Source organism: Helicobacter sp. 11S03491-1 (genome assembly GCF_002272835.1).
Lineage (GTDB): Bacteria > Campylobacterota > Campylobacteria > Campylobacterales > Helicobacteraceae > Helicobacter_J.
The window spans coordinates 129993-155360 of sequence record NZ_MLAO01000003.1 but is presented as its reverse complement, the minus strand read 5'-3'; the positions used below and the strand labels follow the sequence as shown (position 1 = coordinate 155360).

The 25368-nt window shown below is 31.4% G+C and carries 28 protein-coding genes and 1 pseudogene; 19 read left to right on the top strand and 10 right to left on the bottom strand.

What is annotated here, in order from left to right; translation table 11 throughout:
• Positions 1-2 precede the first annotated feature (2 nt).
• The 5 genes from minD to ruvX all read left to right on the top strand — a co-directional run bounded on the left by minD (position 3) and on the right by ruvX (position 3272).
• Complete coding sequence (gene minD / locus BKH45_RS02965) at positions 3-809, top strand: septum site-determining protein MinD (RefSeq protein ID WP_095273984.1); 807 nt, start codon at positions 3-5, stop codon at positions 807-809.
• Entirely contained in the window at positions 806-1039 is a 234-nt protein-coding gene (gene minE, locus BKH45_RS02960) for a cell division topological specificity factor MinE (protein WP_095273983.1), read from the top strand. Before minD ends, minE begins: the two co-directional genes overlap by 4 nt.
• A gap of 103 nt (positions 1040-1142) precedes the next feature.
• Positions 1143-2102 carry a divergent polysaccharide deacetylase family protein gene (locus tag BKH45_RS02955; RefSeq protein WP_095273982.1) on the top strand — a complete coding sequence of 320 codons (960 nt, stop codon included), beginning with the start codon at positions 1143-1145 and terminating at the stop codon, positions 2100-2102.
• A complete protein-coding gene (gene dprA, locus BKH45_RS02950; RefSeq protein WP_095273981.1) occupies positions 2092-2880 on the top strand; it encodes a DNA-processing protein DprA in 789 nt (262 codons plus the stop codon). Before BKH45_RS02955 ends, dprA begins: the two co-directional genes overlap by 11 nt.
• Entirely contained in the window at positions 2877-3272 is a 396-nt protein-coding gene (ruvX, locus tag BKH45_RS02945; RefSeq protein ID WP_095273980.1) for a Holliday junction resolvase RuvX, read from the top strand. Before dprA ends, ruvX begins: the two co-directional genes overlap by 4 nt.
• Positions 3273-3287: 15 nt before the next feature.
• Here the strand turns inward: ruvX and BKH45_RS02940 are convergent, their stop codons facing one another.
• The 4 genes and pseudogenes from BKH45_RS02940 to BKH45_RS02930 form a co-directional block, all read right to left on the bottom strand.
• Positions 3288-4124 (bottom strand): Dam family site-specific DNA-(adenine-N6)-methyltransferase, encoded by an 837-nt coding sequence (locus tag BKH45_RS02940; protein WP_257874486.1) that lies wholly within the window; start codon positions 4122-4124, stop codon positions 3288-3290.
• Positions 4114-4395, bottom strand: coding sequence for an EcoRV family type II restriction endonuclease (locus BKH45_RS09040; RefSeq protein WP_257874485.1), 282 nt, complete (start codon positions 4393-4395; stop codon positions 4114-4116). Before BKH45_RS09040 ends, BKH45_RS02940 begins: the two co-directional genes overlap by 11 nt.
• A 5-nt stretch (positions 4396-4400) precedes the next feature.
• A pseudogene (locus BKH45_RS09035) lies at positions 4401-4887 on the bottom strand (type II restriction endonuclease).
• A 23-nt stretch (positions 4888-4910) separates the two neighbouring features.
• Entirely contained in the window at positions 4911-5744 is an 834-nt protein-coding gene (locus tag BKH45_RS02930; RefSeq protein ID WP_095273979.1) for a flagellar hook-basal body protein, read from the bottom strand.
• Positions 5745-5871: 127 nt separating this feature from the next.
• On the opposite strand from BKH45_RS02930, the gene BKH45_RS02925 reads away from it, so the two are divergent.
• Together BKH45_RS02925 and BKH45_RS02920 are read left to right on the top strand one after the other, a co-directional pair.
• Positions 5872-6441 (top strand): DedA family protein, encoded by a 570-nt coding sequence (locus BKH45_RS02925; RefSeq protein WP_095273978.1) that lies wholly within the window; start codon positions 5872-5874, stop codon positions 6439-6441.
• A gap of 83 nt (positions 6442-6524) precedes the next feature.
• The gene (locus tag BKH45_RS02920; RefSeq protein ID WP_095273977.1) at positions 6525-7025 is read left to right on the top strand and encodes a flavodoxin; all 501 of its coding nucleotides are present in this window, start codon (positions 6525-6527) and stop codon (positions 7023-7025) included.
• 28 nt (positions 7026-7053) lie between these two features.
• Here the strand turns inward: BKH45_RS02920 and BKH45_RS02915 are convergent, their stop codons facing one another.
• Together BKH45_RS02915 and dnaA are read right to left on the bottom strand one after the other, a co-directional pair.
• Positions 7054-7881, bottom strand: coding sequence for a prephenate dehydrogenase (locus BKH45_RS02915; RefSeq protein WP_095274041.1), 828 nt, complete (start codon positions 7879-7881; stop codon positions 7054-7056).
• Between the two features lie 316 nt (positions 7882-8197).
• The gene (gene dnaA / locus BKH45_RS02910; RefSeq protein WP_095273976.1) at positions 8198-9520 is read right to left on the bottom strand and encodes a chromosomal replication initiator protein DnaA; all 1323 of its coding nucleotides are present in this window, start codon (positions 9518-9520) and stop codon (positions 8198-8200) included.
• A gap of 115 nt (positions 9521-9635) precedes the next feature.
• Here dnaA and ruvC point away from each other — a divergent pair, with 115 nt between their 5' ends.
• A complete protein-coding gene (ruvC, locus tag BKH45_RS02905; RefSeq protein WP_095273975.1) occupies positions 9636-10118 on the top strand; it encodes a crossover junction endodeoxyribonuclease RuvC in 483 nt (160 codons plus the stop codon).
• Here the strand turns inward: ruvC and galE are convergent.
• Positions 10113-11135 carry a UDP-glucose 4-epimerase GalE gene (galE, locus tag BKH45_RS02900; RefSeq protein ID WP_095273974.1) on the bottom strand — a complete coding sequence of 341 codons (1023 nt, stop codon included), beginning with the start codon at positions 11133-11135 and terminating at the stop codon, positions 10113-10115. The genes ruvC and galE overlap by 6 nt on opposite strands.
• 143 nt (positions 11136-11278) lie before the next feature.
• Here galE and BKH45_RS02895 point away from each other — a divergent pair, with 143 nt between their 5' ends.
• Positions 11279-11731 carry an acyl-CoA thioesterase gene (locus BKH45_RS02895; protein WP_095273973.1) on the top strand — a complete coding sequence of 151 codons (453 nt, stop codon included), beginning with the start codon at positions 11279-11281 and terminating at the stop codon, positions 11729-11731.
• Between the two features lies 1 nt (position 11732).
• Here BKH45_RS02895 and BKH45_RS02890 read toward each other — a convergent pair whose 3' ends face one another.
• From BKH45_RS02890 to BKH45_RS02880, 3 genes are read right to left on the bottom strand one after another with little or no spacing between them, the layout of a single operon-like run.
• On the bottom strand, positions 11733-12362 hold the full coding sequence (locus BKH45_RS02890) for a hypothetical protein (RefSeq protein ID WP_095273972.1): 630 nt from the start codon (positions 12360-12362) through the stop codon (positions 11733-11735).
• Positions 12355-13278: a 4-hydroxythreonine-4-phosphate dehydrogenase gene (gene pdxA / locus BKH45_RS02885; RefSeq protein WP_095273971.1), complete on the bottom strand. Its 924-nt coding sequence runs from the start codon at positions 13276-13278 to the stop codon at positions 12355-12357. The genes BKH45_RS02890 and pdxA overlap by 8 nt, the downstream gene beginning before the upstream one ends.
• Complete coding sequence (locus BKH45_RS02880) at positions 13275-14048, bottom strand: pyridoxine 5'-phosphate synthase (protein ID WP_095273970.1); 774 nt, start codon at positions 14046-14048, stop codon at positions 13275-13277. Before BKH45_RS02880 ends, pdxA begins: the two co-directional genes overlap by 4 nt.
• 86 nt (positions 14049-14134) lie before the next feature.
• Between BKH45_RS02880 and BKH45_RS02875 the strand changes: the two genes are divergently transcribed.
• The 10 genes from BKH45_RS02875 to BKH45_RS02835 all read left to right on the top strand — a co-directional run bounded on the left by BKH45_RS02875 (position 14135) and on the right by BKH45_RS02835 (position 25364).
• Positions 14135-15832 carry an acetolactate synthase large subunit gene (locus BKH45_RS02875; protein WP_095273969.1) on the top strand — a complete coding sequence of 566 codons (1698 nt, stop codon included), beginning with the start codon at positions 14135-14137 and terminating at the stop codon, positions 15830-15832.
• 9 nt (positions 15833-15841) lie between these two features.
• Entirely contained in the window at positions 15842-16312 is a 471-nt protein-coding gene (gene ilvN, locus BKH45_RS02870) for an acetolactate synthase small subunit (protein WP_095273968.1), read from the top strand.
• A gap of 181 nt (positions 16313-16493) precedes the next feature.
• The gene (dnaN, locus tag BKH45_RS02865) at positions 16494-17564 is read left to right on the top strand and encodes a DNA polymerase III subunit beta (RefSeq protein WP_095273967.1); all 1071 of its coding nucleotides are present in this window, start codon (positions 16494-16496) and stop codon (positions 17562-17564) included.
• A gap of 13 nt (positions 17565-17577) precedes the next feature.
• Complete coding sequence (gyrB, locus tag BKH45_RS02860; RefSeq protein ID WP_095273966.1) at positions 17578-19902, top strand: DNA topoisomerase (ATP-hydrolyzing) subunit B; 2325 nt, start codon at positions 17578-17580, stop codon at positions 19900-19902.
• A gap of 23 nt (positions 19903-19925) precedes the next feature.
• Positions 19926-20600: a glycerol-3-phosphate 1-O-acyltransferase PlsY gene (gene plsY / locus BKH45_RS02855; RefSeq protein WP_257874484.1), complete on the top strand. Its 675-nt coding sequence runs from the start codon at positions 19926-19928 to the stop codon at positions 20598-20600.
• 3 nt (positions 20601-20603) lie between these two features.
• A complete protein-coding gene (locus tag BKH45_RS02850; protein WP_095273965.1) occupies positions 20604-20936 on the top strand; it encodes a dihydroneopterin aldolase in 333 nt (110 codons plus the stop codon).
• Positions 20937-21012: 76 nt separating this feature from the next.
• Positions 21013-23178 (top strand): TonB-dependent receptor, encoded by a 2166-nt coding sequence (locus tag BKH45_RS02845; RefSeq protein WP_095273964.1) that lies wholly within the window; start codon positions 21013-21015, stop codon positions 23176-23178.
• A gap of 265 nt (positions 23179-23443) precedes the next feature.
• A complete protein-coding gene (locus BKH45_RS09030; protein ID WP_257874483.1) occupies positions 23444-23734 on the top strand; it encodes a hypothetical protein in 291 nt (96 codons plus the stop codon).
• Position 23735: 1 nt separating this feature from the next.
• Positions 23736-24224 (top strand): type II restriction endonuclease, encoded by a 489-nt coding sequence (locus BKH45_RS09025; RefSeq protein ID WP_257874482.1) that lies wholly within the window; start codon positions 23736-23738, stop codon positions 24222-24224.
• Between the two features lie 168 nt (positions 24225-24392).
• Positions 24393-25364, top strand: a complete 972-nt coding sequence (locus BKH45_RS02835; protein ID WP_343286790.1) for a site-specific DNA-methyltransferase — start codon at positions 24393-24395, stop codon at positions 25362-25364.
• Positions 25365-25368: the final 4 nt, after the last annotated feature.

The window sequence follows — 25368 nt, the reverse complement described above, 5'->3', positions numbered from 1 at the left end:
CAATGGCTGAAGTAATCACAATAACTTCCGGGAAAGGTGGGGTTGGAAAAAGCACAGCCACAGCAAATATCGCCGTAGGATTAGCCCAAAAAGGGAAAAAAGTAGTCGCCATAGACTTTGATATTGGTCTGCGAAATTTGGATATGATTTTAGGATTAGAAAATCGTATTGTCTATGATGTGGTAGATGTTATGGAAGGCAGATGCAATCTTTCCCAAGCCCTTATTAATGACAAGAAAACAAAAAATCTTTATTTCCTTCCGGCCTCTCAAAGCAAAGATAAAAATATTTTAGATAAAGAAAAAGTAAGGAATTTGGTTGAAAATCTAAAAAAAGATTTTGATTATATTTTGCTTGATTCTCCCGCAGGCATTGAGAGTGGTTTTGAACATGCTATTTTTTGGGCAGATCGCGCTTTGGTTATAGTTACTCCCGAAGTAAGCTCTGTTCGCGACAGCGATCGTGTTATTGGAATCATTGATGCCAAATCTGACAAGGCAAAAAATGGCTCGGAAGTCCAAAAACACATTATCATTAATCGCTTAAAACCTGATTTAATTGCAAAAGGAGAAATGCTTTCTAATGAAGATGTGCTCAATATATTAGCCTTACCGCTTATTGGACTTGTACCTGAAGACAACAAAGTTGTTTCTGCTACAAATTCAGGAGAGCCTGTTATTTATGGGAACAGCCCAAGTGGTCAAGCCTATAAAAGGATTGTAAATAGATTATTGGGTGAAAAAATAGCATTCCCGGAATTCAAATCCCAAAATGGATTTTTAAGTGTATTTAAAAGGTTATTTCAATGAATTTGCTAGCAAAATGGTTTGGCAACAATGGGAGTGCAAAATCTGCGAAAGATAGACTTAAAATTGTCTTAGCCCACGAGAGAAGTGTCAAACTACCTTATATGGAAGACATGAAGCGCGAGATTTTGGAAGTAGTTCAAAAATATACCCATGCTACAAAAATTGATATTAAGGCTGATTCGAATCAAAATATTGATACTTTAGAAGTTGAAATTATTTTAGGCAAGTAAGTAATAGGTAAATAAATTAAATCTAAATAGCATAGAAACTATTTATTTTGGAAATATTTAAACAATATATTTTATACAAAATTATAATTTTAAGGTTTATTTGATGAAAAAATATATTATTTCTATTTTTTCTACTATCGTTGTTCTAGGGTTTTTTGGTGGGTATTGGATTTATCAGCATAATCTCTCCCCCAAATCACCTCCAAAACCAAATCAAGCTCTCTCTAATCCCAATATTATCCCTGAAAATATTCCCTCAAAAGATTTTAATTTACCCTCCCAAATTACAGATGCCCAAAAACCTACTCTTTCCTTGCAGCACCAACAGAAAGAATACTCTTTAAAATCTCCGGAAAACCTATCCCAAAAATCACAAAAAATAACTTTTAAAAAACCAAAATTGGCAATTATTATGGATGATATGGCTTATCCTTGGCAATTAAAATCACTTCATTCTTTGGAACTCAAAATAACTCCTTCATTTTTCCCTTATAATCCAAACAACAAATTTACACCTCAAATGGCAAAAAACGAAAAATTCTATATGATACACCTGCCCCTGGAAGCTCTGCATTTTTATCAATCACCTCAACAATGGATAAAAACAGGGGAAAGCAAAGAAAAAATTGAAGCTTATATCCAAAATATCAAGCAAGATTTTCCTGATGTACATTTTATCAATAACCATACCGGCAGCAAATTCACTGCAAGCTATCAAGACATGAAAAATTTGATAGAAATTTTGGAAAAATATCATATTACTTTTGTAGATTCTCGAACAACACCACAAACAAAAGCTCCTGAAATTTATGCCCAAATGAACAAACCCCTACTCTCACGTCAAGTATTTTTGGATAATACAAGCTCTATTGATTCTATTTTAAATCAAATCAAACAAGCCATACAAATAGCTCAAAAAAAAGGTTATGCGATTGCAATTTGCCACCCACACCAAAAAACTTTTGAAGCATTAAAAATAGCAAAAAAGACACTTTTAAAGCAAGTAGAACTTGTTTATATCCAAGATATTGATAAACTCCTCAGAAATTTATATGCAAAGTAATTTTAACTTTTTTAAGCTGGAGTCTATCCCCAAATCTTTTGATATACTCAAAAATAAGCCCAATCAACTCTATTACACAGGTGATCCTACGCTTCTTCAATCAACCCATAAAATTGGTATTGTAGGGACTCGCCGTCCAAGCCCTTATACGAAAAATTTTGTTTTTTCTTTGGCAAGAAAAATTTCCCAAAATAATGGAGTGGTAGTTAGTGGTGGCGCATTGGGAGTAGATATTATCGCTCAAAATGCAGCACTACCTCGGACAATTATGGTATCTCCGGCAAGTTTAGATATCATTTATCCGCCTGCCAATGTCTCTATCATCACTCAAATTGCTCAAAAAGCCTTAATACTTAGTGAGTATGAAAAAAACTATGCTCCTAAAAATTATTCTTTTATTGAACGCAATCGTTTAGTGATAGCTTTGAGCGATTGGGTTATTATCCCTGAAGCAGATTTGCAAAGCGGTTCAATGCAAAGTGCGAAAATCGCCAAAGAATATCATAAACCCATTTTTGTACTCCCTCAACGAATCATAGAAAGCAAGGGAACAAATTATTTATTACAAAATTCTTTAGCTCAAGCTATTTATGATATTGATGCATTTATTCAAGCAATCTTTGGCAAACAAACCAAGCCACAAGATGAGTTTTTAAAATATTGCAAGGATATGCCCACCTTTGAAGAAGCCTATTTAAGATATGGTGATAAAGTTCTGGAATATGAGATTGAAGGCAAAATTGTTAGAGAAAATGGTCTCTTGAAGGTTACTTTATGATCATTGCTTGTGATGTAGGTCTCAAAAGAATCGGTCTGGCAGGATACATTCATAATATTATTTTACCTCTAGAACCCATCATTCGCAAAAATCGCCAACAAGCAAGCGCTGATCTTTCAGATTTTTTGAAACTCAAAAATAGCCATATTTTAGTCGTTGGCTTACCCGGTGATAACAACAAAGATACTTGCAAACGTATTGAACATTTCATTGGATTAATAAAGTTTGAAGGCACAATCATCTATGTCAATGAAGATTATTCCAGTATTGAGGCATTTGAAAATATGCTCTATATGAAAAAAAATGCACGAAAACAAGCTCAAAAAGATGGCAGACTAGACTCTTTGGCAGCATGTAAAATTCTAGAGAGATATTTAAAGTCAAACCCATAAACATTTTGACTTATATTAAAAATTAAAAATCAGCGCCTCTGTGATTGTGTTTCTATTGTTTTGTTTTGCTCCGAGATGATAAAAATGATCTTTTGTAAGCATATTAAATATTTTCCAATAATTTTGAATATAAATATTATCCCTGTATTGATTATGATGCCAAGTTGAAAGAATGAACTTTGCTTGAGTATTTTTTAATAGATCAAATAATTTTAATTCACTTTCTTCCTTCCATGAATTAAAATAATCAGAATATCTATCAATATATGGAGGATCGCAGTAAATAAAATCATCTTGAGTTGCCTGAGAAATAGTTTTTTCAAACGAATTACAAAAAAACGAATAATTATTTGAATCTATCAGGCCGGATATATTTTTGATTTGATTGGATATTTTTGTGATATAAGATTTCGTAAATCTTTGAGGTTTTTTGCAAAAAGGAACATTGAGCTTACCTTTGCTATTAAACCTCATCATCCCATTAAAACAACATCTGTTTAGGAAAATAAAATCAAAAGAATTTGGATTTTGGTTGAATCTCGCTCTCACTTCTTTGTAATAATCATCAGCTCTTGTTAAAAGTTTTTTATTTTCAATTTCCAAATATTCTCTTATAGATTGAGGTTCTATAATTTTAGATTTCATATCCTTATAGAATTGAATCAAATGAGGATTAGTATCGCAAAAAACTGCATTTTTAGGCTGTATGTTGAATCCAACCACCCCTGATCCCATAAAAGGCTCATGCCAAACTCCTTTTATTTGAAGGGTCTTGGATCTTATCCAATCTACCGGCTTTGTTTTTATTCCTTGACATTTTATAGGGGAATTAGTATTGGCATCAATAAACACCTCTGTATTCCAAAAACTCTTTTAATTTTGTAATTTTTTTGGTTTTTCCATTTTTATCAACAGTAGTGATTTTTCCATAATTTATCCAATAATCATCAAAAATTTCTTCGCCATATTTAGCAAAAACACCCCTGCCATGAACAATATCATCAATTCTCGTCATACTCCCAATATTTGCTGTATTGCCACTCCCACTGGTATCATTGGCAACTTTCCATTTCTCTATAAAGAAAAAATCAATGTCTTTGATGACAGATGTTATGTTATGCAAATTGTTTATATCAAAAAAACATGTTCATTAACAGGATTTCCGGTATAAATAATACCCAAGCAAAAATGTCCCTTAATATTCTTTGTATCAAAATTGAATGTTTTTTTAGAATCTCGATTAATAAAATATTCTCCGTGCGAACCCAATGTAAAACCATTGCAAAGCTCAGCTGTTTTTCTATAGGTCGTTTTAATATCTGCTGCGTATTTATACCGGAATCTTTTTTCCAAACAAATGACATATCCGGATAGTAATTTTGCCAATCCGGAAATATAAGCTCAAAGCCATTATCATAAGCAAATTTTGCAATTACCGGAAAATGTGAATCTCTAAAATTTTTGATACAATTTTTGTGTCATTTGAAATAGTAAAAATATTTTTATGTATATCTATAAATCCCTTTATCGACCAATTATGAGAATTATCAGATACATATATTTTCAAAGTTTTAACAAAATCTAAAAATATTTTTTCAAAATTACCTTTAATCATATTTTATTTCTCTCAATATCTCTCTACGCTCTTACAGCAAGCTTGCTAATCGCTTCAGTATTGAGATCATCCATATGAGTCTTTAGCACTTTTGAATACATATCTACCAAACGATTAGTCTCAATTAACTGAGTCATCTCATTAACGGCATTTACATTGCTTCTTTCGACAAAATATTGCATGATTGCATGAGATGTCATCAGGTTTTCTCTATCACTCATTTTATCTTGGGGGTATTCATAGAGATTTTGACCTACTTTTTTGAGGTATTTGGGATTGGCGAAACTCACCACAGCAATAGATCCCCCTGCCAAAGGCTCCCCAATGGCTTCATTGGAAGTATCACGAAAATACAAATTTCCATTTTTATCTGCCTCTACTTCCATTCCTTGTGCAAGCATAATACCTCCATCATTATCTAATCCAACTCTACTTAAGACATGATAACCTTCTTTAGTGCTAAGCATGCCATCTGTCCCGATTGTAAAACTTCCATCACGAGTATATCTGATACCTGCCGGAGTTTGAATGGCAAAATAAGCATTTTCTTTATTGAGGGCAAAATCCAAAGGGTTGTCCGTCCTACTCATCGCGCCAATTGTCTTATCGGTATATTCTTCAGAAATAATAGGAACTCTATCTAGATTTCTATTGATATACTTAGCAGCATCTCGAGTATGATTTTTGATTGGTAAGGTTTCTTGATGTGTTTGATAAAGCCGCAAAAAATCCCCTATAACAACATCATCACGCTTAAATGAATTGGTATTGAGATTAGCAAGATTGTTGGAAATAATATCCAAGCGATTGAATTGAGTAACCATGCCCCCTGTCGCAGAATAATAACCACTTTGCATACAAAGCCTTTTAAAATTTAACTTAATAAATAAAAGCAAATTTTATTCCCCAAATCCCATTCTAATATTTGTTATTATTTTTTGATAGAATAACCCATTTTCCTATAGTTTCAATCAAAGAGGACAAATGCAACAAACCATTCAATCATTTCAAGATTCTTTTCAAACATGGGGATACCTCATTTTATTTTTATATTGTATGGGAAGTGGGTATGTGGGCATTGTAATTGCAGGCATACTCAGCTCTTTGGGAAGCATGGATATTGGCATTTCAATTGTAGTGGCTTTTTTGGGAAATACTTTTGGGAGTAGTGTTTTGGTTTTTTTAGGGAGGTATCAAAAGAGTGAAATTCTAAAATATTTTTCAAAACATAGGAGAAAAATGGCTCTTGCCCACATATGGCTGAAAAAATATGGCACTTGGCTTATATTTGTCAATAAATATATTTATGGCGTCAAGACAATTATCCCTATTGCCATTGGTCTAAGCAAATATAATATGAGAAAATTTTTAATTCTAAATGCCATATCTTGTGCTATTTGGGCTATTTTAATTGGAATGGTGTCCTTCTTTGCAAGCGAATTTATCAAAAAAATTTTCACTCACATCAACCATATGCCTTATTTGATGCCCATAATTTTTATTGTTATTGTATTTTTTGTGTGGATTTTATTAAAAAGGTTTAGTTTAAAATAGAATTATTTTTTATTTCCTTTTAAGCAAAAGCTTTTTTATGTATAATACGCGAATCCAAATAAATCTATTGTAAAGGATAATCAATGAAAAAAATAGGAATTTTTTATGGAAGCGATAGCGGCAATACACAAACAATTTGTGAAAAGATCGCTGATAAATTAGGAAAAGAGAATGTAGAGCTTATTGATGTGGCAAAAGCTTCAAAAGATCAACTCTTGGGGTTTGATAATTTAATTTTAGCAAGCTCTACTTATGGAAGTGGCGATCTTCAAACAGATTGGGAAGATTTTATCGGTTCTTTAGAAGAAAGCGATTTTTCCGGAAAAACAGTGGCTTTAGTAGGGCTTGGAGATCAAGATACTTACAGCGATACATTCTGTGATGCGCTCTATCATCTCTATGAAAAAGCAAAAGGTGGCAAGTTGATTGGTCAAACATCTACAAGTGGCTATACTTTTGATGATTCTAAAGCCGTAGATGGAGATAAATTTGTAGGGTTAGCAATTGATGAAGATAATCAAGATGATCTCACGCCGGATCGCATTGATGCTTGGGTAGCTCAAATCAAACCAAGTTTTGCTTAATCAAACCCAAAGCAGTAATTATTTATGCTTACATAAAATTTTGGAGTGTGTTGGCTTTTGCCATCCACTCCTTAAGCTCTTCCCATCTGTCTTCTTGAATAAGTTTTTCTGCTAAGAACATTTCTTTTCTAAACAAATCAATAGACTTTAAGATGTTTTCTTTATTTTGTTTCAACACATCTTTCCACATAATAGGAGAACTTTTAGAAATTCTACTCATATCTTTAAACCCCCCGCCAACAAGTGCCAAGATGGTCTGAGGATTTTCCCGAGAGAGCACCGTATTGGCAAGGGCATAGCTAATTACATGAGGAAGATGGCTGATAAGGGCAAGATGTTGATCATGCTCTTTAGAATTCATTTTAATAATACGCATACCAATAGAGACAAAAATTTCTTTTGCATAAGCAACCTGGAATTCTCCGCTGTTTTCCAAATCTGTGAGTATGATAATCCTATTTTTAAACAAGTCTTTTAAGGCTGCTTTAGGTCCATAAAACTCTGTCCCACTCATTGGATGTGCGCCGATAAAATTCTTACGTATGCCGGAAGGAATTTCATGTGCGATTTTTTCTTTTGCTCCCCCAAGATCAATAATAGTCGTATGGGAAGGGATATTATGAAAATTTTCAAGAGTTTGTATCACTCCATCCAGAGGGATTGCCAGAAAAATAACATCGCACTCTTGGATTTCATTAAGACTCACACACTCATCTACTAGCCCCAAAGATAATGCTTGTTGCATGTGCAATGGATTAATATCATAACCCAAAATAGTTTTGAACATTTTTGTTTCTTGCAAGGCTAACCCCATTGAACCACCAATTAACCCCAGACCAATAATTCCTGCTTGCATTATTCCTCCTTGCATTATTCCTCCTTGCATTATTCCTCCTTGCATTATTGAGAAATTATAACGCAAACTTATTGTAAAATTTTTTTAGTGTCTTGATTTTTGAGCAATCATTAAGAAATATACAAGAATAAAACCAAAAATATCAAAAAAAGACCTGTGAAATATATCTTAGATTCTTAAATAAAAATAAAGATCAAAATAAAAGATAATATCTATGAAAACTACAAAGAATTTTACTAAAATAGTTAATATAAATTATAAAATACTTTAAACTTATCCTACTATCATTCATTTTTTATATTAAATAAATATTATTTTAAATTAATTTATTATTCTGTTCTCTTTGTATTTTGTTTTTCATCTCATCAATCATTGCTTTAATATTGATATTTTCATTAATTTCTGTTGTAATCATTTTCATTGCTTTGCTTACTGAGCTATGATCTTTCATGTTTAGAAACTGAGCGAGCGCCGGCATAGAATTAGGTGTAAGCGTCCTGGCAAGATAAATGACAATTCTTCTGGCATTTGCAATTGTTTTGTTTCTGGATTTTGATTTGATTTCGCTAGGCTTAATATTAAGTTCTTTTGAAACAATTTTTGTAATATTTTCTAAGGTAATATTTTCCAGATTTTCTTTTTGGGTATCTTTAATGGCATTTTTTGCCATTGCCAAAGTAATATTTTGACCTATAATAGAAGCTTGCGCATTAAGTTTTAAAATGATCCCTTCAATTTGCCTGATATTGTCATTGATATTTGAAGCAAGATAATTAATAATCTCCCTATCAATCTCAATCTGATTGAGTTGGCATTTTTGAATGATAATAGAAATTTTTGTTTCAAGACCGGGGGGTTGAATATCAGCAATGATGCCCCATTCAAATCTTGATTTTAATCTTTCTTCTAATCCCAGAATTTGTTTAGGGGGTTTATCGCTTGTCATAACAATTTGCTTTTTTTTATCATGCAATTCATTAAAAGTATGAAAAAATTCTTGTTGTACCCCCTCTTTCCCTCCAAAAAATTGAACATCATCAATAAGTAAATAATCGCAATTTCTGTATTTATCACGAAATCTATCCATCGTATGATTGCTAAGTCGAGTAATATAATCATTCAAAAACTGCTCAGCAGTTACATAAATAACTGCCTTGTTTTTTTCTAAAACACTATTGCCTATAGCATTCAAAATATGTGTCTTACCTAATCCTGTCCCACCATATATCAGCACAGGGTTATATACCTCCGCTTGTTTTTGAGATATTTGTTTGGCTATTTCATAAGAAAATTTATTTGAATCCCCAACCACAAAAGAGTTAAAAGTATAAGAAGGATTTAAGATTGCACGAGTTTGCATCTTCGATCCTGAAGCTTTTAAACTTTTCACATCTTTTTTTTGTGATTCGGCAATAATGTTGATTTCGGGTTTAATTTTTTTATAAATCTCAAAAAGATGGGCAATCTTTTCACTATATTTAGTTTTTATCCAATTAGCAATATAAATATTAGGAACAATAAACACTGCCAAGTCCGATTTAGAGGTATTCTCATCATATCTCATTTTTGAGATATAAGTTTTATATTCATATTCTGTAACTTCATCTTTAAGCTGATTTAATATATCATTTTCCAGCATTTTTTCTCCATGTGTTCTAGTTTTCACAATGTGAAAAGTTTAGTGAATAATTGCCAAGATTTATCAAATTATAGTCAAAACAATGTGTAAAACACATAAAATGAAAGTAGAGATAATGAATATTTTAGGAATTGATCCGGGTAGTAGAAATTGCGGTTATGCCATCATAAGATTAGAGAATAATAAAATGTCCCTACTTGAAGCAGGTTTTATCAAGATCAAAGAACGCATTCTTCAACATCAAATCTTAGAATTTGCAGAAGGCATTGATTTAGTGCTAAAAACTCACAAAATCAATGAAGTCGCCATTGAAGATATGTTTTATGCTTACAATCCAAAATCTGTTATTAAACTTGCACAATTTCGTGGCGCTCTTAGTCTCAAAATTTTACAAGAATTGGGAAACTTTTCTGAATATACCCCCCTACAAGTTAAAAAAGCGCTCACAGGAAATGGCAAAGCAAGCAAAAATCAAGTCGCTTTTATGGTTAAAAGGATATTGGGGATTAAGGGGGAAATCAAACCTCTTGATATTACAGATGCTATCGCTATTGCCATCACCCATTCCCAACGCTTAAAAATCAAAAAAAATCTATAAATATTTTTCCCATTCATAAGAACTTCTAATAACCATTTCCAGATTATTATACTTGGGTCTCCAGTTTGTCAAAGAAAGGAGTTTTTGATTATTAGCAACAAGCTCCATAGGATCTCCTGCTCTTCTAGGGGCTATTTCTACGCCAAAGTGTGTTTGAGAAACTTTTTTAACCGTCTCAATTACCTCTTTTACGCTATAGCCTTGATGATAGCCCACATTAAAGATCTCAGAAGTTTGGAATTTTGATAAATAAAAATAAGCCTCTAAATGCGCGTTTGCCAAATCGTTCACATGAATATAATCACGAATACAAGTCCCATCTTTTGTAGGGTAATCATTACCAAAGATATGAATTTTATCTCTTTTGCCTACTGCGCACTCACAAGCAACCTTAATAAGATGAGTGGCATTTTTATTTCTTTGCCCAAGCCTGGATACGGAATGACTAAATGAATTTTCCATGTTCGCTCCTGCTACGTTAAAATATCTCAAAGCAATATAATTAAAGTCATAAGCGCTACTGGTATCTGCTAAAATTTTTTCGCTCATCATTTTAGAAACACCATAAGGGTTGATAGGATCTAAGGGGACATTTTCATCTACAGGGATAAATTTCATATCCGGTTGTCCATAAACAGCTGCCGTAGATGAAAAAATAAAATTTTTCACCTTATATTGGACACATAGTTTTATGAGATTGATGGTATTTAGGGTGTTGTTTGCGTAATACAAAAGCGGATTCAAGATAGATTCGCCCACAATCAAAGAGGCGCTAAAATGCAACACGCAATCAAAATGGTGATTGGCAAATACATTTTCTAAATTTTTAAAATCTGATAAATCTAATTCCAACAATTGAACTCTCTCATGAAATTTTTCTTGGAGATACCTGAAATTTTCTATAAATCCTGTGCTAAAATTATCAATAATGCTCACAGTGCACGGGGTATTTTGCAAAAATTCTAAGGCAGTATGTGAGCCAATATACCCACTCCCTCCTGTAAATAAAAGATTCATTATGATTACTCCAAAATTGCAAGTATCAAAATTATAGCTAATTTATTATTTTAACAAAGACGGATCTAAGATGTTGTATTTGCTTAAGCAAAAATATAGTTAGTTATAATTTTCAAAATTTTGATAAAAATAAGGAATATATTATGGAATATATATTTGATACCAAATCTCTTACCATGTCAGTTCTCGTAACACCAAGTATGTCAAATTTCAACGGCGTCATGCATGGGGGAGAGTTGCTTAAAATGCTTGATCAGGTCGCCTATGCTTGTGCTACCAGATATTGTGGTGTAGGTGTGGTAACCTTGAGTGTAGAGAGTGTGATTTTTAAACACCCTATCCCAATTGGTTCATTCATTACTTTTTTAGCATCAATAAATTATACGGGGAGAACCAGTTGTGAAGTCGGGATTAAAGTCATTAGCGAAAATATTAAAGATAAATATGTTACACATTGTAATAGTTGTTATTTCACAATGGTAGCTGTTGAAAATGGTAAAACAGTGCCCATGCCGCAATTAGAACCACAAACCCCTCTAGAAAAGCAAAGATACCAAAAAGCCCTTGAAAGAAGAAAAGCAAGATTAAATAAATAAATCAATCTTTTTGACTATAAAGATTGATAAAAGCTTTGACTTCTTCTTCAATACTTTGATTGCCATAAAACTTTATCCTCAAATTTTGAGAACTTTTAGGGAAAAGACTTTGTGAGGGCAAAGTTTCAATAATGCCTTTGATGGCTATTTTTTTATTTTTAAAGGATAGTTTAATATAAGCATTCAAGGCATCCATTACGATTATAAAATCCTTTTTCTGAGAAATTCTCAAATTTTGTAACTCATATTCTTCTTGGATAAAACAATCAAATGTGTAAAGATAATATTTGATAGTAGCAATGCTTCTATTTCTTATAAATTTTTTATCAATATTTAATCCAAACAATAAGTTTTTGTCCTCTGCAATCAAAATGGACTGCATATAATCTTGCAAATTTAATACCCCATAAGTTTTGTCATGCAATTTTTCTTCTTCGAGCATAAGGACAAAATCTAAAAGATGATTGAGTTGATCATTAAGTTCTTTGATTTGTTCATGAGTCTTATTAAGAATATTTTTAGTGTCAATAATTTCAGAACTTTTTGTATTTAAACGACTTTCAAGTTCTTGTATATAGGCTTTTTGTTCATCAAGTTTTGTTTCTAAAATTTTTAATTGATTCTTATTCATTAAATATCCCATGTTGTACGCCCATACTGATTGCATTAAGATAGCTTTGAGTATTTGGACGATTTTTATAGGCTATATCATAAGCCACTCCATGATCTACAGATGTTCTTAATATCGGAATATTTAAAGTTACATTTATACTCTCATAAAAATATAATGCCTTAAGCACTGCCAAACCAACATCATGATACATACTGACAAAAAAATGATATTTTTCCCTATTTTTAGGACTAAATGCAGTATCCGGAGGAAATGGACCTACAAAAACCTCTTTTGCAATTATTTCATTGGCCAATTTTATAGCATTATCAATAATACTATCCTCGCTACCCATGACCCCATCATCGCCACAATGAGGATTGACTCCTAAAACAAGGGTTTTATTCATTTTTACACATTTATAAAGTTGTACAAGAAAATCAGTAAGTTCTCTGAATGATATTTTTGCACTCACATCTTTTAAGGGAATATGATCACTGAATAACGCAATAAACATTTCTTTACATCCTAACATCATGATAGCTTTTTTCTTAAATAATTTAGAAAGAACATCCGTATGCCCTACTTCTACAATATTAGCTAAATGCCATGCTTTTTTATGGATAGGAAGAGTGCAAATACTATGGACTTGTTTTGTTTGAGCAAGACTGCAGGCTTCTAAAAAGCTTGCATAACTATATTGACCACTTTTTGCTTCTAATTTTCCCGGAGAAATCGGAATAACACGAGCAGATGGCGGGGAAAATTCCATATTTTTTGGTAAATCAATATGCAAAATTTCACAAGCATTTTGAAGAATTTCTTGATGCACACAATAAATAGGATGACAAATATTTACAATGTTATTGTGTTCTAATAAAGCAATATGAGGTCCAACACCATTAATATCTCCAATAGAAATCGCAATTTTTTTCATTTAATAAGCTTTATCATATCTTCAATGGCTTTTTGAAGCCCTACAAAAATAGATCTTGCAATAATGCTTTGTCCGATATTCAATTCACTAATAGAATGAATTTTTGCAATAGCTCCTACATTACGATAATTAAGCCCATGTCCGGCAAAAACACCTAAAGAAAGTCCGGTTGCTAAAGAAGCACAATCATTAATCTCTTGAAGCGATTCTTTAAGCTTATTTTCCAAATCTTTTCTATCGAAATCATAGGCAAGAATTGTATTTTTTGTTCTTGAGAGATTAGAATGAAGCATCAAATCCAAATTTGCGTATTTGCCTGTATGAAATTCTACTCCATCTACACCCAATTCTTTAGAGGCAAGTGTTATAGATTTATCAGGATCTATAAAAACAACTGCTTTAATTTGATTTTTTTGAAACTCATGAATGATATTTTTAAGATTTGAGTGATTGATATCCAATCCTCCTTCTGTAGTAATTTCTTCCCTTTTTTCAGGAACAAGAGTAATTTTATAGGGCTTTTGCTTGCATAAAAATTCCACAATCCCATCATCACAGGCACACTCTACATTAATAGGCAAAAAACTTGATTGGATAATTCTTTCTACATCACTATCATGAATATGGCGTCTATCTTCCCTTAAATGGATAGTAATTTGATCCACACCGACATTCTTGGCGATAAAGACTGCCTCTAGCGGATCCGGATCGTTAATTTTTCTAGCTTCTCTAAGTGTAGCAATATGATCAATATTTAATCCCAAATTCATAAATTACCTCCATAAAAAAATAAAATTATAGTTTTTTTGAGTTTAAAACATATTATAATAAAGAATTAACGATTTTAGGAGTTTTTATGCCAACCAAACGATTAAACGGTTCTGAAATGCTTATAGAAGCTTTAAGATTAGAAGGTATAAAAGTTATTTTTGGATATCCCGGAGGAGCAGTTTTAAATGTCTATGATGAAATTTTTAAACAAAATTATTTTAGACATATTCTAACACGCCATGAACAAGGAGCAGTGCATGCTGCTGATGGTTACGCAAGAGCGAGTGGAGAAGTAGGTGTGGCTATTATTACTTCAGGTCCGGGTTTTACAAATGCGGTAACAGGAATTGCAACAGCTTATACAGATTCCATTCCTTTAGTAATTATTAGCGGTCAAGTCCCCATCAGTCAAATTGGCACAGATGCCTTTCAAGAAATTGATGCCGTAGGTATATCCCGTCCTTGCACGAAACATAATTTTTTGGTTAAAAATATTCAAGAATTACCCAGAATTTTAAAAGAGGCTTTTTATATTGCCAAAAGTGGGAGACCCGGTCCTGTGCTTGTAGATTTACCTAAAGATATTAGTGCCACTTATGGAGAATTTGATTATCCCCAAGAAGTTTCACTCAGAACTTACAAACCAACCACAAAGGGTAATTCAAGACAAATAAAAAAAGTTGTAGAAGCACTCAAAATAGCTAAAAAACCTTTATTTTATATCGGTGGAGGGGCAATAATTTCTAATGCAAGCAATATTATCCAACAACTCATAGAAAAGACTCAAATCCCTGCATTAGAAACTCTCATGGCAAGAGGAATTATTCCTGATAATCATCCTTGTTTGCTTGGAATGGTTGGTATGCATGGAACTTATGCAGCTAATATGGCAATGTATGAATGCGATTTATTAATCTCTCTTGGAGCAAGATTTGATGATCGGGTTACCGGAAAAGTAAGTGAATTTGCTAAATATGCCAAAATCGTTCATATTGATATTGATCCCAGTTCAATTGGTAAAATAATCGATGTAAATTTTCCTATAGTTGGTGATCTAAAAAATGTTTGTAAAGATATTTTACATTTCATTGAAGAAAGTGGGGGTTATGATAAAAATATTATCAAAGAATGGAGAGATTTGCTTACTAAATATAAAACTACTCATCCCCTCAAATACAATGATTCCTCAGAAATTCTCAAACCTCAATGGGTAATTAGCAAAATTGGTGAAATTCTAAAAGATAAAGCACTTGTTGTCACAGATGTAGGGCAGCATCAGATGTGGGCAGCACAATTTTATCCCTTTAACTTTCCCAGACAATTTATTACAAGCGGGGGATTAGGGACGATGGGATTTGGTCTGCCGGCAGGCATGGGAGCCAAACTTGCCAAAGAAAATAAAATTGTAATCAATATTACAGGTGATGGATCTATTTTGATGAATATCCAAGAATTAATGACTTGTGTAGAGCAAAAAATTCCCGTTATTAATGTAATATTAAATAATAATTATTTAGGAATGGTAAGGCAATGGCAAAGTTTCTTCTATGAAAATAGATTTTCTCATACAGATTTATCCTTACAACCTGATTTTGTCAAACTTACAGAAGCTTTTGGAGGAAAAGGTTATCGCATAGAAACAAAAGAAGAGTTTGAAGAAGCCCTCAAAGATGCCATCCATTCAAATATCCCATGTATGCTTGATGTTGTTATCGATAGAATGGAACATGTTCTTCCAATGGTTCCGGGTGGCGCTCCATTAAATAAAATGATATTAGAATAAGGAATAAAAATGGAAAAGCGAAGAATAATCTCTGTAACCGTAATTAATGAACATGGAGTTTTATCAAGAATATCAGGGCTTTTTGCAGGAAGAGGTTATAATATTGAATCACTCACAGTAGCCCCTATCCCTGAAACTGACTTATCTCGCATAACAATAGTTACTAACGGGGATGCAAAAATATTAGAACAAATCATTAAACAACTTCATAAATTAATCCCGGTCTTAACAGTAACAGAAAATGAAGATTTTTTAGAAAAAGAAATGGCACTCATAAAAATCCCCATTGAAGAAGATATCGCGAGTATTGAAGTACTATGTAGAGCTTATAGCGGTCATGTAGCTAATGCTAACGAAAAATATATTATCGTAGCCATAACAGATAAACCCTACCGCATCACAAGTTTTTTAAAAGCAATCAAAAGATTCAACCCTAAAGAAATAATTCGAAGCGGTGTTGTAGCCTTAGAAAGATATTAATAACATATACAACTATTTTTAGATACAATATTAAGTATTACATAGATGTGAATAAATGTGAAAACAAAATCAAAATTTTTCACACCAAAAATTCCTTAATTATAAGCTTTTTGGTATAGTTTTCACTATTTCACTTAAACTTACTATATGTTACTAAATTTATTAAAATAAAGGAAAACAAATGAAACTCACTCTAAGCAAAAATAACTTTGAAATAGTTTTAAACAATTTCCAAGCATTCTTAGATAAAAAAGATTCTTCCCAAATTACCTCACACATCTATCTGGAAATCATAGACACAAAACTTTTACTCAAAGCTACTGATTATGAAATTGGAATTGAATCAAAAATAGATATAAACAAAAAAGATTCTGACGGAAATGCTACTGTAAACGGCAGAAAAATCCTTGAAATTGTCAAAAGACTTAAAGATGGAGAAATTATCCTCGAAACTGATAATGAATCCCTACATATCAAACAAGGAAAATCAAAATTCAAACTCCCCATGTTTAATGCCTCAGAATTTCCGGAACTCCCGGAATTCAACGAAAACTCAAAAATAAACATTGAAGCTTCAAAATTCATCCACTCTATCAAAAAAATCAATCCTGCCATAGAAAATAGCAATCAAAAACCGGAATTAGGGGGAGCTTTTCTTGATATTAAGGAATATTCCTGTAACTTTGTAGCTACAGATACCAGAAGACTTGCAATCATGAAACATGACACACAATCTATTGAAAAATTATCTATTATCATTCCTAAAAAAGCTATCACTGAAATCTTAAAATTATTTTATGATGAATTTGAAATCTTTTATAACCAAACCCAACTTATTATCAAAACAGTCCATTATACTTTTTATACAAAGCTTATTAATGGTAAATACCCTGATTATGAAAAAATTATTCCCAAAAACCTCAAAAATGAAATAAAACTTCCAAAAGATATTATTACAGATTCTATCCGACTTATTAACTCTCTTTCTAATAATATCAAACTTATTATTAAACCAAGTGAAATTATATTTGAGTCTATTAGTGATGAAAGTTCTGAAACAGCAACAACACAAATAGAAATTAACACAGGTATTGATTCTGAAATTAGCATTGGAGCTAATTCAAAATATATACTTGATTTTCTCTCTCAAATAGAAACTTCAGATTTTTATCTTTGTCTTAATGAACCAAATACACCTTTTATTCTTAAAAATGAAAATTTCTTAACAATTATTATGCCAATCATATTCTAAAAACGGAGCTAATATGGAAGAAAACAAAAAAGAATACGGTGCAAGCAACATAAAAGTCCTTAAAGGACTTGAAGCTGTTAGAAAACGACCGGGTATGTATATTGGAGATACAAATATCAATGGTTTGCACCATATGATCTATGAAGTTGTTGATAATTCAATTGATGAAGCAATGGCAGGGTATTGTGATAATATCAAAATTACACTCACACAAGAAGGGAGTACTATTGTTGAAGACAATGGGAGAGGTATCCCTGTAGATATGCATCCAACAGAAAATCTTCCTGCTGCTACAGTCGTACTTACAGTTTTACATGCCGGGGGTAAATTTGATAAAGATACTTATAAAGTATCCGGAGGGTTGCATGGTGTAGGAGTTAGTGTTGTAAATGCACTTTCCAAACATTTAATAATGACAATCAAAAAAAATGGCAATATATACCGACAAGAATTTTCTAAAGGTATTCCTCAAACACCTCTAGAGATCATCGGAACAACCAAAGAACATGGAACAACTATAGAATTTTTCCCTGATGGAGAAATTATGGAAATTCTAAATTTTGATTCTGAAGTTTTAATCAAACGATTCAAAGAGATGGCTTATCTCAATCAAAATGTAACCATCCATTTTAAAGATGAAAAAACACAACAAGAAGAAAAATTTCATTTTGAAAATGGACTTTATCAATTTATCGAAGATATTAATAAAAAACCTTTTATTTCTCAAATTATTACATTTGATGCAAATGAACAAGAAACTGAAATAGAAATTGCTTTAGCTTATAATGAAAGTTATGAAGAAAAAGTTTTAAGCTTTGTTAATAATATACGTACTCCTGATGGAGGAACTCATGAAGCAGGTTTTCGAGCAGGGTTAAGTCGTGCTATCATAAACTATATTGATACTCATGCAAATGCAAGAGAAAAAGATAATAAAGTTACAGGTGATGATATTCGTGAAGGACTTATCGCTATTATTTCAACAAAAGTTATGGAACCTCAATTTGAAGGACAAACAAAAGGTAAATTAGGGAGCTCATTTGTAAAACCTATTGTACAAAAATTAACTTATGAAAAATTATCTAAATTTTTTGAAGAAAATCCAAATGATGCTAAAGCAATCATGCAAAAAGCTTTACTTGCAGCCAGAGGTAGGGAAGCAGCTAAAAAAGCCAGAGAACTTACCAGAAAAAAAGAAGGTCTTTCTGTAGGGACATTACCCGGAAAACTTGCAGATTGTCAAAGCAAAGATCCCTTAGAGTCTGAAATTTATCTTGTAGAAGGTGATAGCGCGGGAGGTTCAGCAAAACAAGGTAGAGATAGAGTTTATCAGGCTATATTACCTTTAAGAGGCAAAATTTTAAATGTTGAAAAATCCAGACTTGATAAGATTTTGAAATCTGAAGAAATCAAAAATATGATCACAGCCTTTGGTTGTGGAGTTGGAGATGAATTTAATCTTGAAAAGCTTAGATATCACAAAATCATCATTATGACAGATGCAGATGTTGATGGAAGCCACATTCAAACTCTTTTAATGACATTTTTTTATCGTTATCTCAAACCTCTTGTACAAAACGGTCATATTTATATTGCTCAACCTCCACTTTATCGCTTTAAAAAAGGTAAAAAAGAAATTTATCTTAAAGATGAAAAATCTTTATCTGAATTTTTAATTGAAAATGGGATTGAAAATTTTAAATTCGATGGGATTGGAACAAAAGAACTTTTGGAAATTTTAAAATATATTTCTCATTATCGCTTTACTTTGAAAGAATTAGAAAAACGTTATGCAATGATAAGTGTTATAAGATTTTTAATTGAAAATAGAGAATATATTTCACTTAGTTTTGAAGAAATATATCAAAAAATAGAAATATTTTTAAGTTCAATTGAATGTAATATTTTGAATAAAACAATTAGAGATGATCAAATCATGCTTTATATTCAAACAAAAACCGGATTAATTGAACTTATTATTAATGAGGATTTATTTGTTGATAATTTCTTTGAAGAGGCATATTTTATTTATAACAAAATTAGAGAAAGAAATCTTGAATTTTTAAAACACAAAGATCCTATTGCTTTACTTGAAGAAATTGAAGAATCTGCTAAAAAAGGTGCTTATATTCAGAGGTATAAAGGTCTTGGAGAAATGAATCCTGAACAATTATGGGAAACAACAATGACCCCTCAAAATCGCACTCTTTTAAAAGTTACTTTACCTGATGAACAAAAAGCTGATGAAATTTTTACACTATTTATGGGTGATGAAGTAGAACCTAGAAGAGAATATATTCAACTCCATGCTAAAGATGTCAGACATTTAGATGTATAAAAAATTTAAAACAAAGGAATAAGGTGGAAGGACCAAATATTTTTTTAGAAATTGTTACGAATATCAATGTTATTTTTTATATTTTAGCTTATTTAGTAGGGGGTATCCCTTTTGGACTTCTTTTAGTTAAAATTTTTTATAAAATTGATATTCGAAAGATTGGTTCAGGGAGTATTGGAGCAACAAATGTTTATCGTGCCATTAAAGATAATGATGTAAAAAAAGCCAAAATATTCTCATTTTTAACTATTCTCCTAGATGCGATCAAAGGGCTTATTGTTATCCTTTTTGCAAAACTTTTTGGACTTAGCTATGAAACACAATGGATGATTGCTATTATGTCTATTTTAGGACATTGTTATAGCCCTTATTTAAATTTTACAGGTGGAAAAGGTGTATCTACAGCAATTGGTTCTGTAATATTATTGATGCCTATGGAAGGTATTTTAGGACTTATTGTTTGGGGAATCATAGGCAAAGTATTAAAAGTTTCCTCACTTTCTTCATTGTTGGGTGTTTTGAGTGGGGTTGGATTTACTTTTGTGATCCCTTATATAATTCCCCTACCCCCTTCAATTTCAATTATTGCTCAAATTGGCACACACACACCTGTAGTAATCATTGGAATTATTATTTTATATACTCATATCCCAAACATAATGCGTTTATTTAAAGGTGAAGAAAAAAAGGTTCTTTAACTTATGCAATTTACATTGATTATTCAGGATTTAAAACTCAAAATCATCATAGGAATATTAGAATCTGAAAGACTCATTCCCCAAGAAATTCTTCTTGAGGGTAAAATCACTTATGAATATACACATTCTAATTTTGTTGATTATATAAAGATAAAAGATTGTATTAAAAAACTTTTGGAAAACAATCAATACCAACTTTTAGAAGAAGCATTATTGGATATTATAGAAAAATTGAAAGATCATTTTCAATCAATTCAATCTATAAAATTGTCTTTAAAAAAACTAAAAATCACTCCTGATTGCACTGTTGGAGTCGAAATAAATCATTCTTTTTAAGCTTATTTTTAGCAATTATTATGATAATAGCTATTATGATTAAACGTCAAAAAATAATATCAAAAGAAGGATTAAAATGTTTCAAAAGACAGGTTTTATTGCGAGTATATCTTTAGTTTTGTGCGTGAATCTATTTGCAGATGATATGCAAGATTATACATTGGATAAAGTAACAACAACAGGGGATAAAGAATTTCAGTTTAATAATAAAGATTTTATTAATAGTAAAGATTTGTCAGAAAGACAAGCAAATAGTATGTCAGATGTGTTTGCTACACAACCTGATGTGAATGTAGGTGGCGGGGGAATGATGGCACAAAAGATCTATGTTAGAGGTATTGAAGACAGATTATTGCGTGTTACTATTGATGGAGCAGCCCAAAATGGAAATGCTTTTCACCATCAAGGTAACACAGTTATTGATCCGGGTATGTTAAAAGAAGTTGAAATTACAAAAGGAGCAGCGAATGCCTCAGCCGGCCCGGGAGCTATAGCAGGAGCAATATCCATGACAACAAAAGATGCTTCTGATTTGTTAGAAAAAGGGCAAAAATTTGGTGCTTATTTTAAAAGTTCATTTTATACAAACTTTGGTCTTCGTGAAAATGCAAGTGTTTATGGTAGGATTGGCAAGCATTTTGATGCTTTGGTTTATTATGTTCACCAAAATATTTTTTATTATCGAAATGGAGAACATACTTTTAAAAATCTTTTCCATCCTACAGAAGAAGATAAAGTATTAGGATCAAATTCTCAACAAAATAACGTCTTAGTCAAGGCAAATGCCTATATTAATGAAAAAGACAAATTAGCTTTTACTTATAATTTAACCCGTGATAATGCAACAAGACCTTTTCGGGCTAATGTTACCAACCCTTCTGCTGCATCCCAAGAGGATGGAGTGAATTTTGCCCAAGAGTTGTTTCACCATGTAGATAGTAATAATAATATTGTTTTAGAATATGATCATAAAGGTGGAGAAAACTTTGGGAGTCCTAAAGTTAAGCTTGATGCCTATGGAAGTATCCGAAATATTCATCTCACACCTTTATTTAATCCTATGACTGCCAAAGCCCTTGATGGAAAATCACTTTCAGAAGCTGATCCTGAAGGAAGTACGCCAAGAAATATCTTTTTGAACAATTCCGGGGTAGATTTAAAAATAACCCATCCCATTGCAACTAATTATAGCAATACTCTTGATTATGGACTTAATTTTCAAAATATGACTGTAATGGATAAAGATCAAAAAGAAATTAATGAGGCTTTAGGAAGAGGAAAAGAAGTTAGCAATATTGTTGGTGGCTATGTTCAAGCAAATTATTCATTTTTAAAATCTTTGACTATAGGGGCAGGGACAAGATATGATGTTTATGTTTATGATGATAAAAATTGGCAACGCCATACTACACAAGGCTTTAGCCCAAGTGTGGCTATTCTCTACAACCCGGTTCAGACTGTGGATTTGAAACTTTCTTATGCTTATGTAACACGTGGAGCACTTCCCGGAGATGCTTTACTTCTTGATTCAGATGTAAAGATTGATAAACATCTAAAATCTGAAAAAGGTCAAAATGTAGAATTTGATGCAGATTGGACATCAGAATATTTCAGCTTACGTGGGGCTGTGTTTTATCAAGTTATCGCAGATTTTATCAATAGTTATGGAGTTGTGCATGAAACAGCCAATACTTCTGAAGAAATAACCGATAGAGGATTGCGAGAAAATATGAAAGATAAAATCAATATTTATGGTTATGAACTTGGAGCGACTTTTAATTATGGGAATTTTTTAGCATCTGTAGGATTCTCCAGAAGTTATCCTACCGTAAGAGGCAGATTGATTTCAGATACTTATGAACTTGGAGCAACAACAGGGAACAATTATATTTTGAAATTGGAATATAATTTTACTTCCATTGGTCTTGATTTGCAATGGTTAAGTCGATTTGTGCAAGATTTGAGTTATGATGGTTATGATATTTATAATGAAGATTTTAGTCATGTTCATAAAGCCGGTTATGGTGTGCATAATATCTTTATCAATTATACTCCAACCAAAATTAAAGGTTTAACTTTCTCAATCGCACTCAATAACCTTTTTAATAAATTTTATATTGATCAAACCTCTCCTTTAAAAGTAGAAGCTGATGGTAAAGCTAGTGATTCTATTAACCAGGTTAGAAAAGCACTTGCGCAACCGGGCTTTGATGGAAGATTTGAAATTTCTTATAAATTTTAATTTGCTTGATTGTAAGAGTGAATTTTTAAGCATTAAAATAGACCAAAAATGATTTAAAATATCTTGAAATGATACAAACAAATGGTTATAATATTAATATAAATAATATTAATTAATTAGAACTAATGTTTGTAATATTTCCGGATTAAATGAAAAATATTCAGAAGAGATATTTGTATATAATAAAATTCAAAAATAATTTTATTATATTATGAGATGAATTTTACGATATTTTAATATCATAAAATTATTTTTGGTGATAATAATGAATTTATGGACTCAATTAAGTATTCAATATGCAAATCAAAGAAATTATTTAGATGAATTATTCAAAGTTTATCCGACTATTCCGGATGGTATTAGAGATATTAATAAAGATAATTGGAATTTTGTTGAACAATATTTTAATGAAAAAAATAATACAAAATTAATACAATCATTACTCAATTTTGAATTATTCCCGATAAAAGATTCTTATATCGCTTATTTAAAAAGAGATAAATCCGCTATAAAAAGAAATCCTGAAACTATAAACAGATTAGCCGGGCGTATATAACATGGGATTATCTAAAATATTAGAGAAGTGTTGTGAGCCAAAAGAGACCAACAGACAAATTGGACCATTATTTAAAAGATGGATAAACAAAGGTCTTTTAGGTGTTCCTGTATTAAAATTGAATGATTTTATACATACAAAACAAAATGCTATTTTGGATGCAACTGATAATGAAATGCAAATATGGGCGCTTAAACATGTTAATTATTCTAGAGATAAAGGCTTAGATTTTGTTGGGAGATTTAATAATAAATATGTTATAGGTGAAGCAAAGTTTTTAACTGATTTTGGGGGACATCAAAATGCTCAATTTAATGATGCTCTAGACACAATAACAACAAAAAATATTGATGCTATAACAGTAGCTATTTTGGATGGTGTTCTTTATATACCAGGCAAAAATAAATTATATAAATCTATAACAGAAAAATATTGCGAATATAATATACTTAGTGTATTGGTACTCAATGAGTTTTTATTTTCTTTATAAAGTAATCTTTTTATGTTTTTAAATTTTATGAATAGAAAGAAGATTGAGGATATATTAAAACCGGACTTGACTATTAAGGATAGCATCCCTGTCCTTAGAGAAAAAGCAAATAAGTTATTTTTTGGTGATAATATTTCTGCATTAAAAATTTTATTATATGAATATAATATGCATAATAAAATAGATTTAATTTATATAGATCCGCCTTTTGCAACCAATACAGTATTTAAAGCAGATAACAATAAAGCGAACACAATCAGTATGCCCAATAAAGGCAGTATTGCATATGAAGATACCATTATAGGCGATGAATTTTTAGAATTTATGAGGGAAAGACTAATTTTAGCTAAAGAATTATTATCAAATAAAGGCTCTATATATTTACACATTGATTACAAGATTGGACATTATATAAAAATATTAATGGATGAAATATTTGGTAGTCATAATTTTAGAAATGATATTGCCAGAATCAAATGCAATCCTAAAAATTTTAAGAGAAAGGCATATGGCAACATTAAGGATATGATTCTGTTTTATTCTAAAACAAAAGATAATATTTGGAATCAACCTTATCTTGAATATACTAATGAAGATATTCGTAGGCTTTATAAAAAACAAGATAAAAATCATAGACATTATACTACAGTTCCTTTGCACGCACCGGGAGAAACTAAAAATGGTTTGACATCACAACCTTTTAAGGGAATATTACCCCCATCAGGAAGACATTGGCGTTGTTCTCCGGAAGAGTTAGAAGAATTAGATAAAAAAGGTTTAATTGAATGGTCAGGAACAAACAATCCAAGAAAAATTATTTATGCAGATGAACGGATAGGTAAAAAAATGCAAGATATCTGGGATTTTAAAGATTCTCAATATCCCCAATATCCGACTGAAAAAAACTTGGATATGTTACGAAAAATTATTAAAACATCTTCAAATAAAGATAGTATTATTTTAGATTTTTTTTGTGGTTCAGGAACAACACTTGTTGCAGCTGAAGAATTATCTCGTCAATGGATTGGCATCGATAAATCACCCAAAGCAATAGAAATAACTCAAAAAAGACTACAATTTTTATTAAATATTTATTCCCGTGAAATTCAATTTATTGATATTACCAAGTCAATTGATTAAATAT

Coding starts and splice junctions, on each gene's coding strand:
- minD (WP_095273984.1), top strand. CDS start 3: ATGGCTGAAGTAATCACAATAACTTCCGGGAAAGGTGGGGTTGGAAAA.
- minE (WP_095273983.1), top strand. CDS start 806: ATGAATTTGCTAGCAAAATGGTTTGGCAACAATGGGAGTGCAAAATCT.
- BKH45_RS02955 (WP_095273982.1), top strand. CDS start 1,143: ATGAAAAAATATATTATTTCTATTTTTTCTACTATCGTTGTTCTAGGG.
- dprA (WP_095273981.1), top strand. CDS start 2,092: ATGCAAAGTAATTTTAACTTTTTTAAGCTGGAGTCTATCCCCAAATCT.
- ruvX (WP_095273980.1), top strand. CDS start 2,877: ATGATCATTGCTTGTGATGTAGGTCTCAAAAGAATCGGTCTGGCAGGA.
- BKH45_RS02930 (WP_095273979.1), bottom strand. CDS start 5,744: ATGCAAAGTGGTTATTATTCTGCGACAGGGGGCATGGTTACTCAATTC.
- BKH45_RS02925 (WP_095273978.1), top strand. CDS start 5,872: ATGCAACAAACCATTCAATCATTTCAAGATTCTTTTCAAACATGGGGA.
- BKH45_RS02920 (WP_095273977.1), top strand. CDS start 6,525: ATGAAAAAAATAGGAATTTTTTATGGAAGCGATAGCGGCAATACACAA.
- BKH45_RS02915 (WP_095274041.1), bottom strand. CDS start 7,881: ATGCAAGCAGGAATTATTGGTCTGGGGTTAATTGGTGGTTCAATGGGG.
- dnaA (WP_095273976.1), bottom strand. CDS start 9,520: ATGCTGGAAAATGATATATTAAATCAGCTTAAAGATGAAGTTACAGAA.
- ruvC (WP_095273975.1), top strand. CDS start 9,636: ATGAATATTTTAGGAATTGATCCGGGTAGTAGAAATTGCGGTTATGCC.
- galE (WP_095273974.1), bottom strand. CDS start 11,135: ATGAATCTTTTATTTACAGGAGGGAGTGGGTATATTGGCTCACATACT.
- BKH45_RS02895 (WP_095273973.1), top strand. CDS start 11,279: ATGGAATATATATTTGATACCAAATCTCTTACCATGTCAGTTCTCGTA.
- BKH45_RS02890 (WP_095273972.1), bottom strand. CDS start 12,362: ATGAATAAGAATCAATTAAAAATTTTAGAAACAAAACTTGATGAACAA.
- pdxA (WP_095273971.1), bottom strand. CDS start 13,278: ATGAAAAAAATTGCGATTTCTATTGGAGATATTAATGGTGTTGGACCT.
- BKH45_RS02880 (WP_095273970.1), bottom strand. CDS start 14,048: ATGAATTTGGGATTAAATATTGATCATATTGCTACACTTAGAGAAGCT.
- BKH45_RS02875 (WP_095273969.1), top strand. CDS start 14,135: ATGCCAACCAAACGATTAAACGGTTCTGAAATGCTTATAGAAGCTTTA.
- ilvN (WP_095273968.1), top strand. CDS start 15,842: ATGGAAAAGCGAAGAATAATCTCTGTAACCGTAATTAATGAACATGGA.
- dnaN (WP_095273967.1), top strand. CDS start 16,494: ATGAAACTCACTCTAAGCAAAAATAACTTTGAAATAGTTTTAAACAAT.
- gyrB (WP_095273966.1), top strand. CDS start 17,578: ATGGAAGAAAACAAAAAAGAATACGGTGCAAGCAACATAAAAGTCCTT.
- BKH45_RS02850 (WP_095273965.1), top strand. CDS start 20,604: ATGCAATTTACATTGATTATTCAGGATTTAAAACTCAAAATCATCATA.
- BKH45_RS02845 (WP_095273964.1), top strand. CDS start 21,013: ATGTTTCAAAAGACAGGTTTTATTGCGAGTATATCTTTAGTTTTGTGC.
- BKH45_RS09030 (WP_257874483.1), top strand. CDS start 23,444: ATGAATTTATGGACTCAATTAAGTATTCAATATGCAAATCAAAGAAAT.
- BKH45_RS09025 (WP_257874482.1), top strand. CDS start 23,736: ATGGGATTATCTAAAATATTAGAGAAGTGTTGTGAGCCAAAAGAGACC.
- BKH45_RS02835 (WP_343286790.1), top strand. CDS start 24,393: ATGCATAATAAAATAGATTTAATTTATATAGATCCGCCTTTTGCAACC.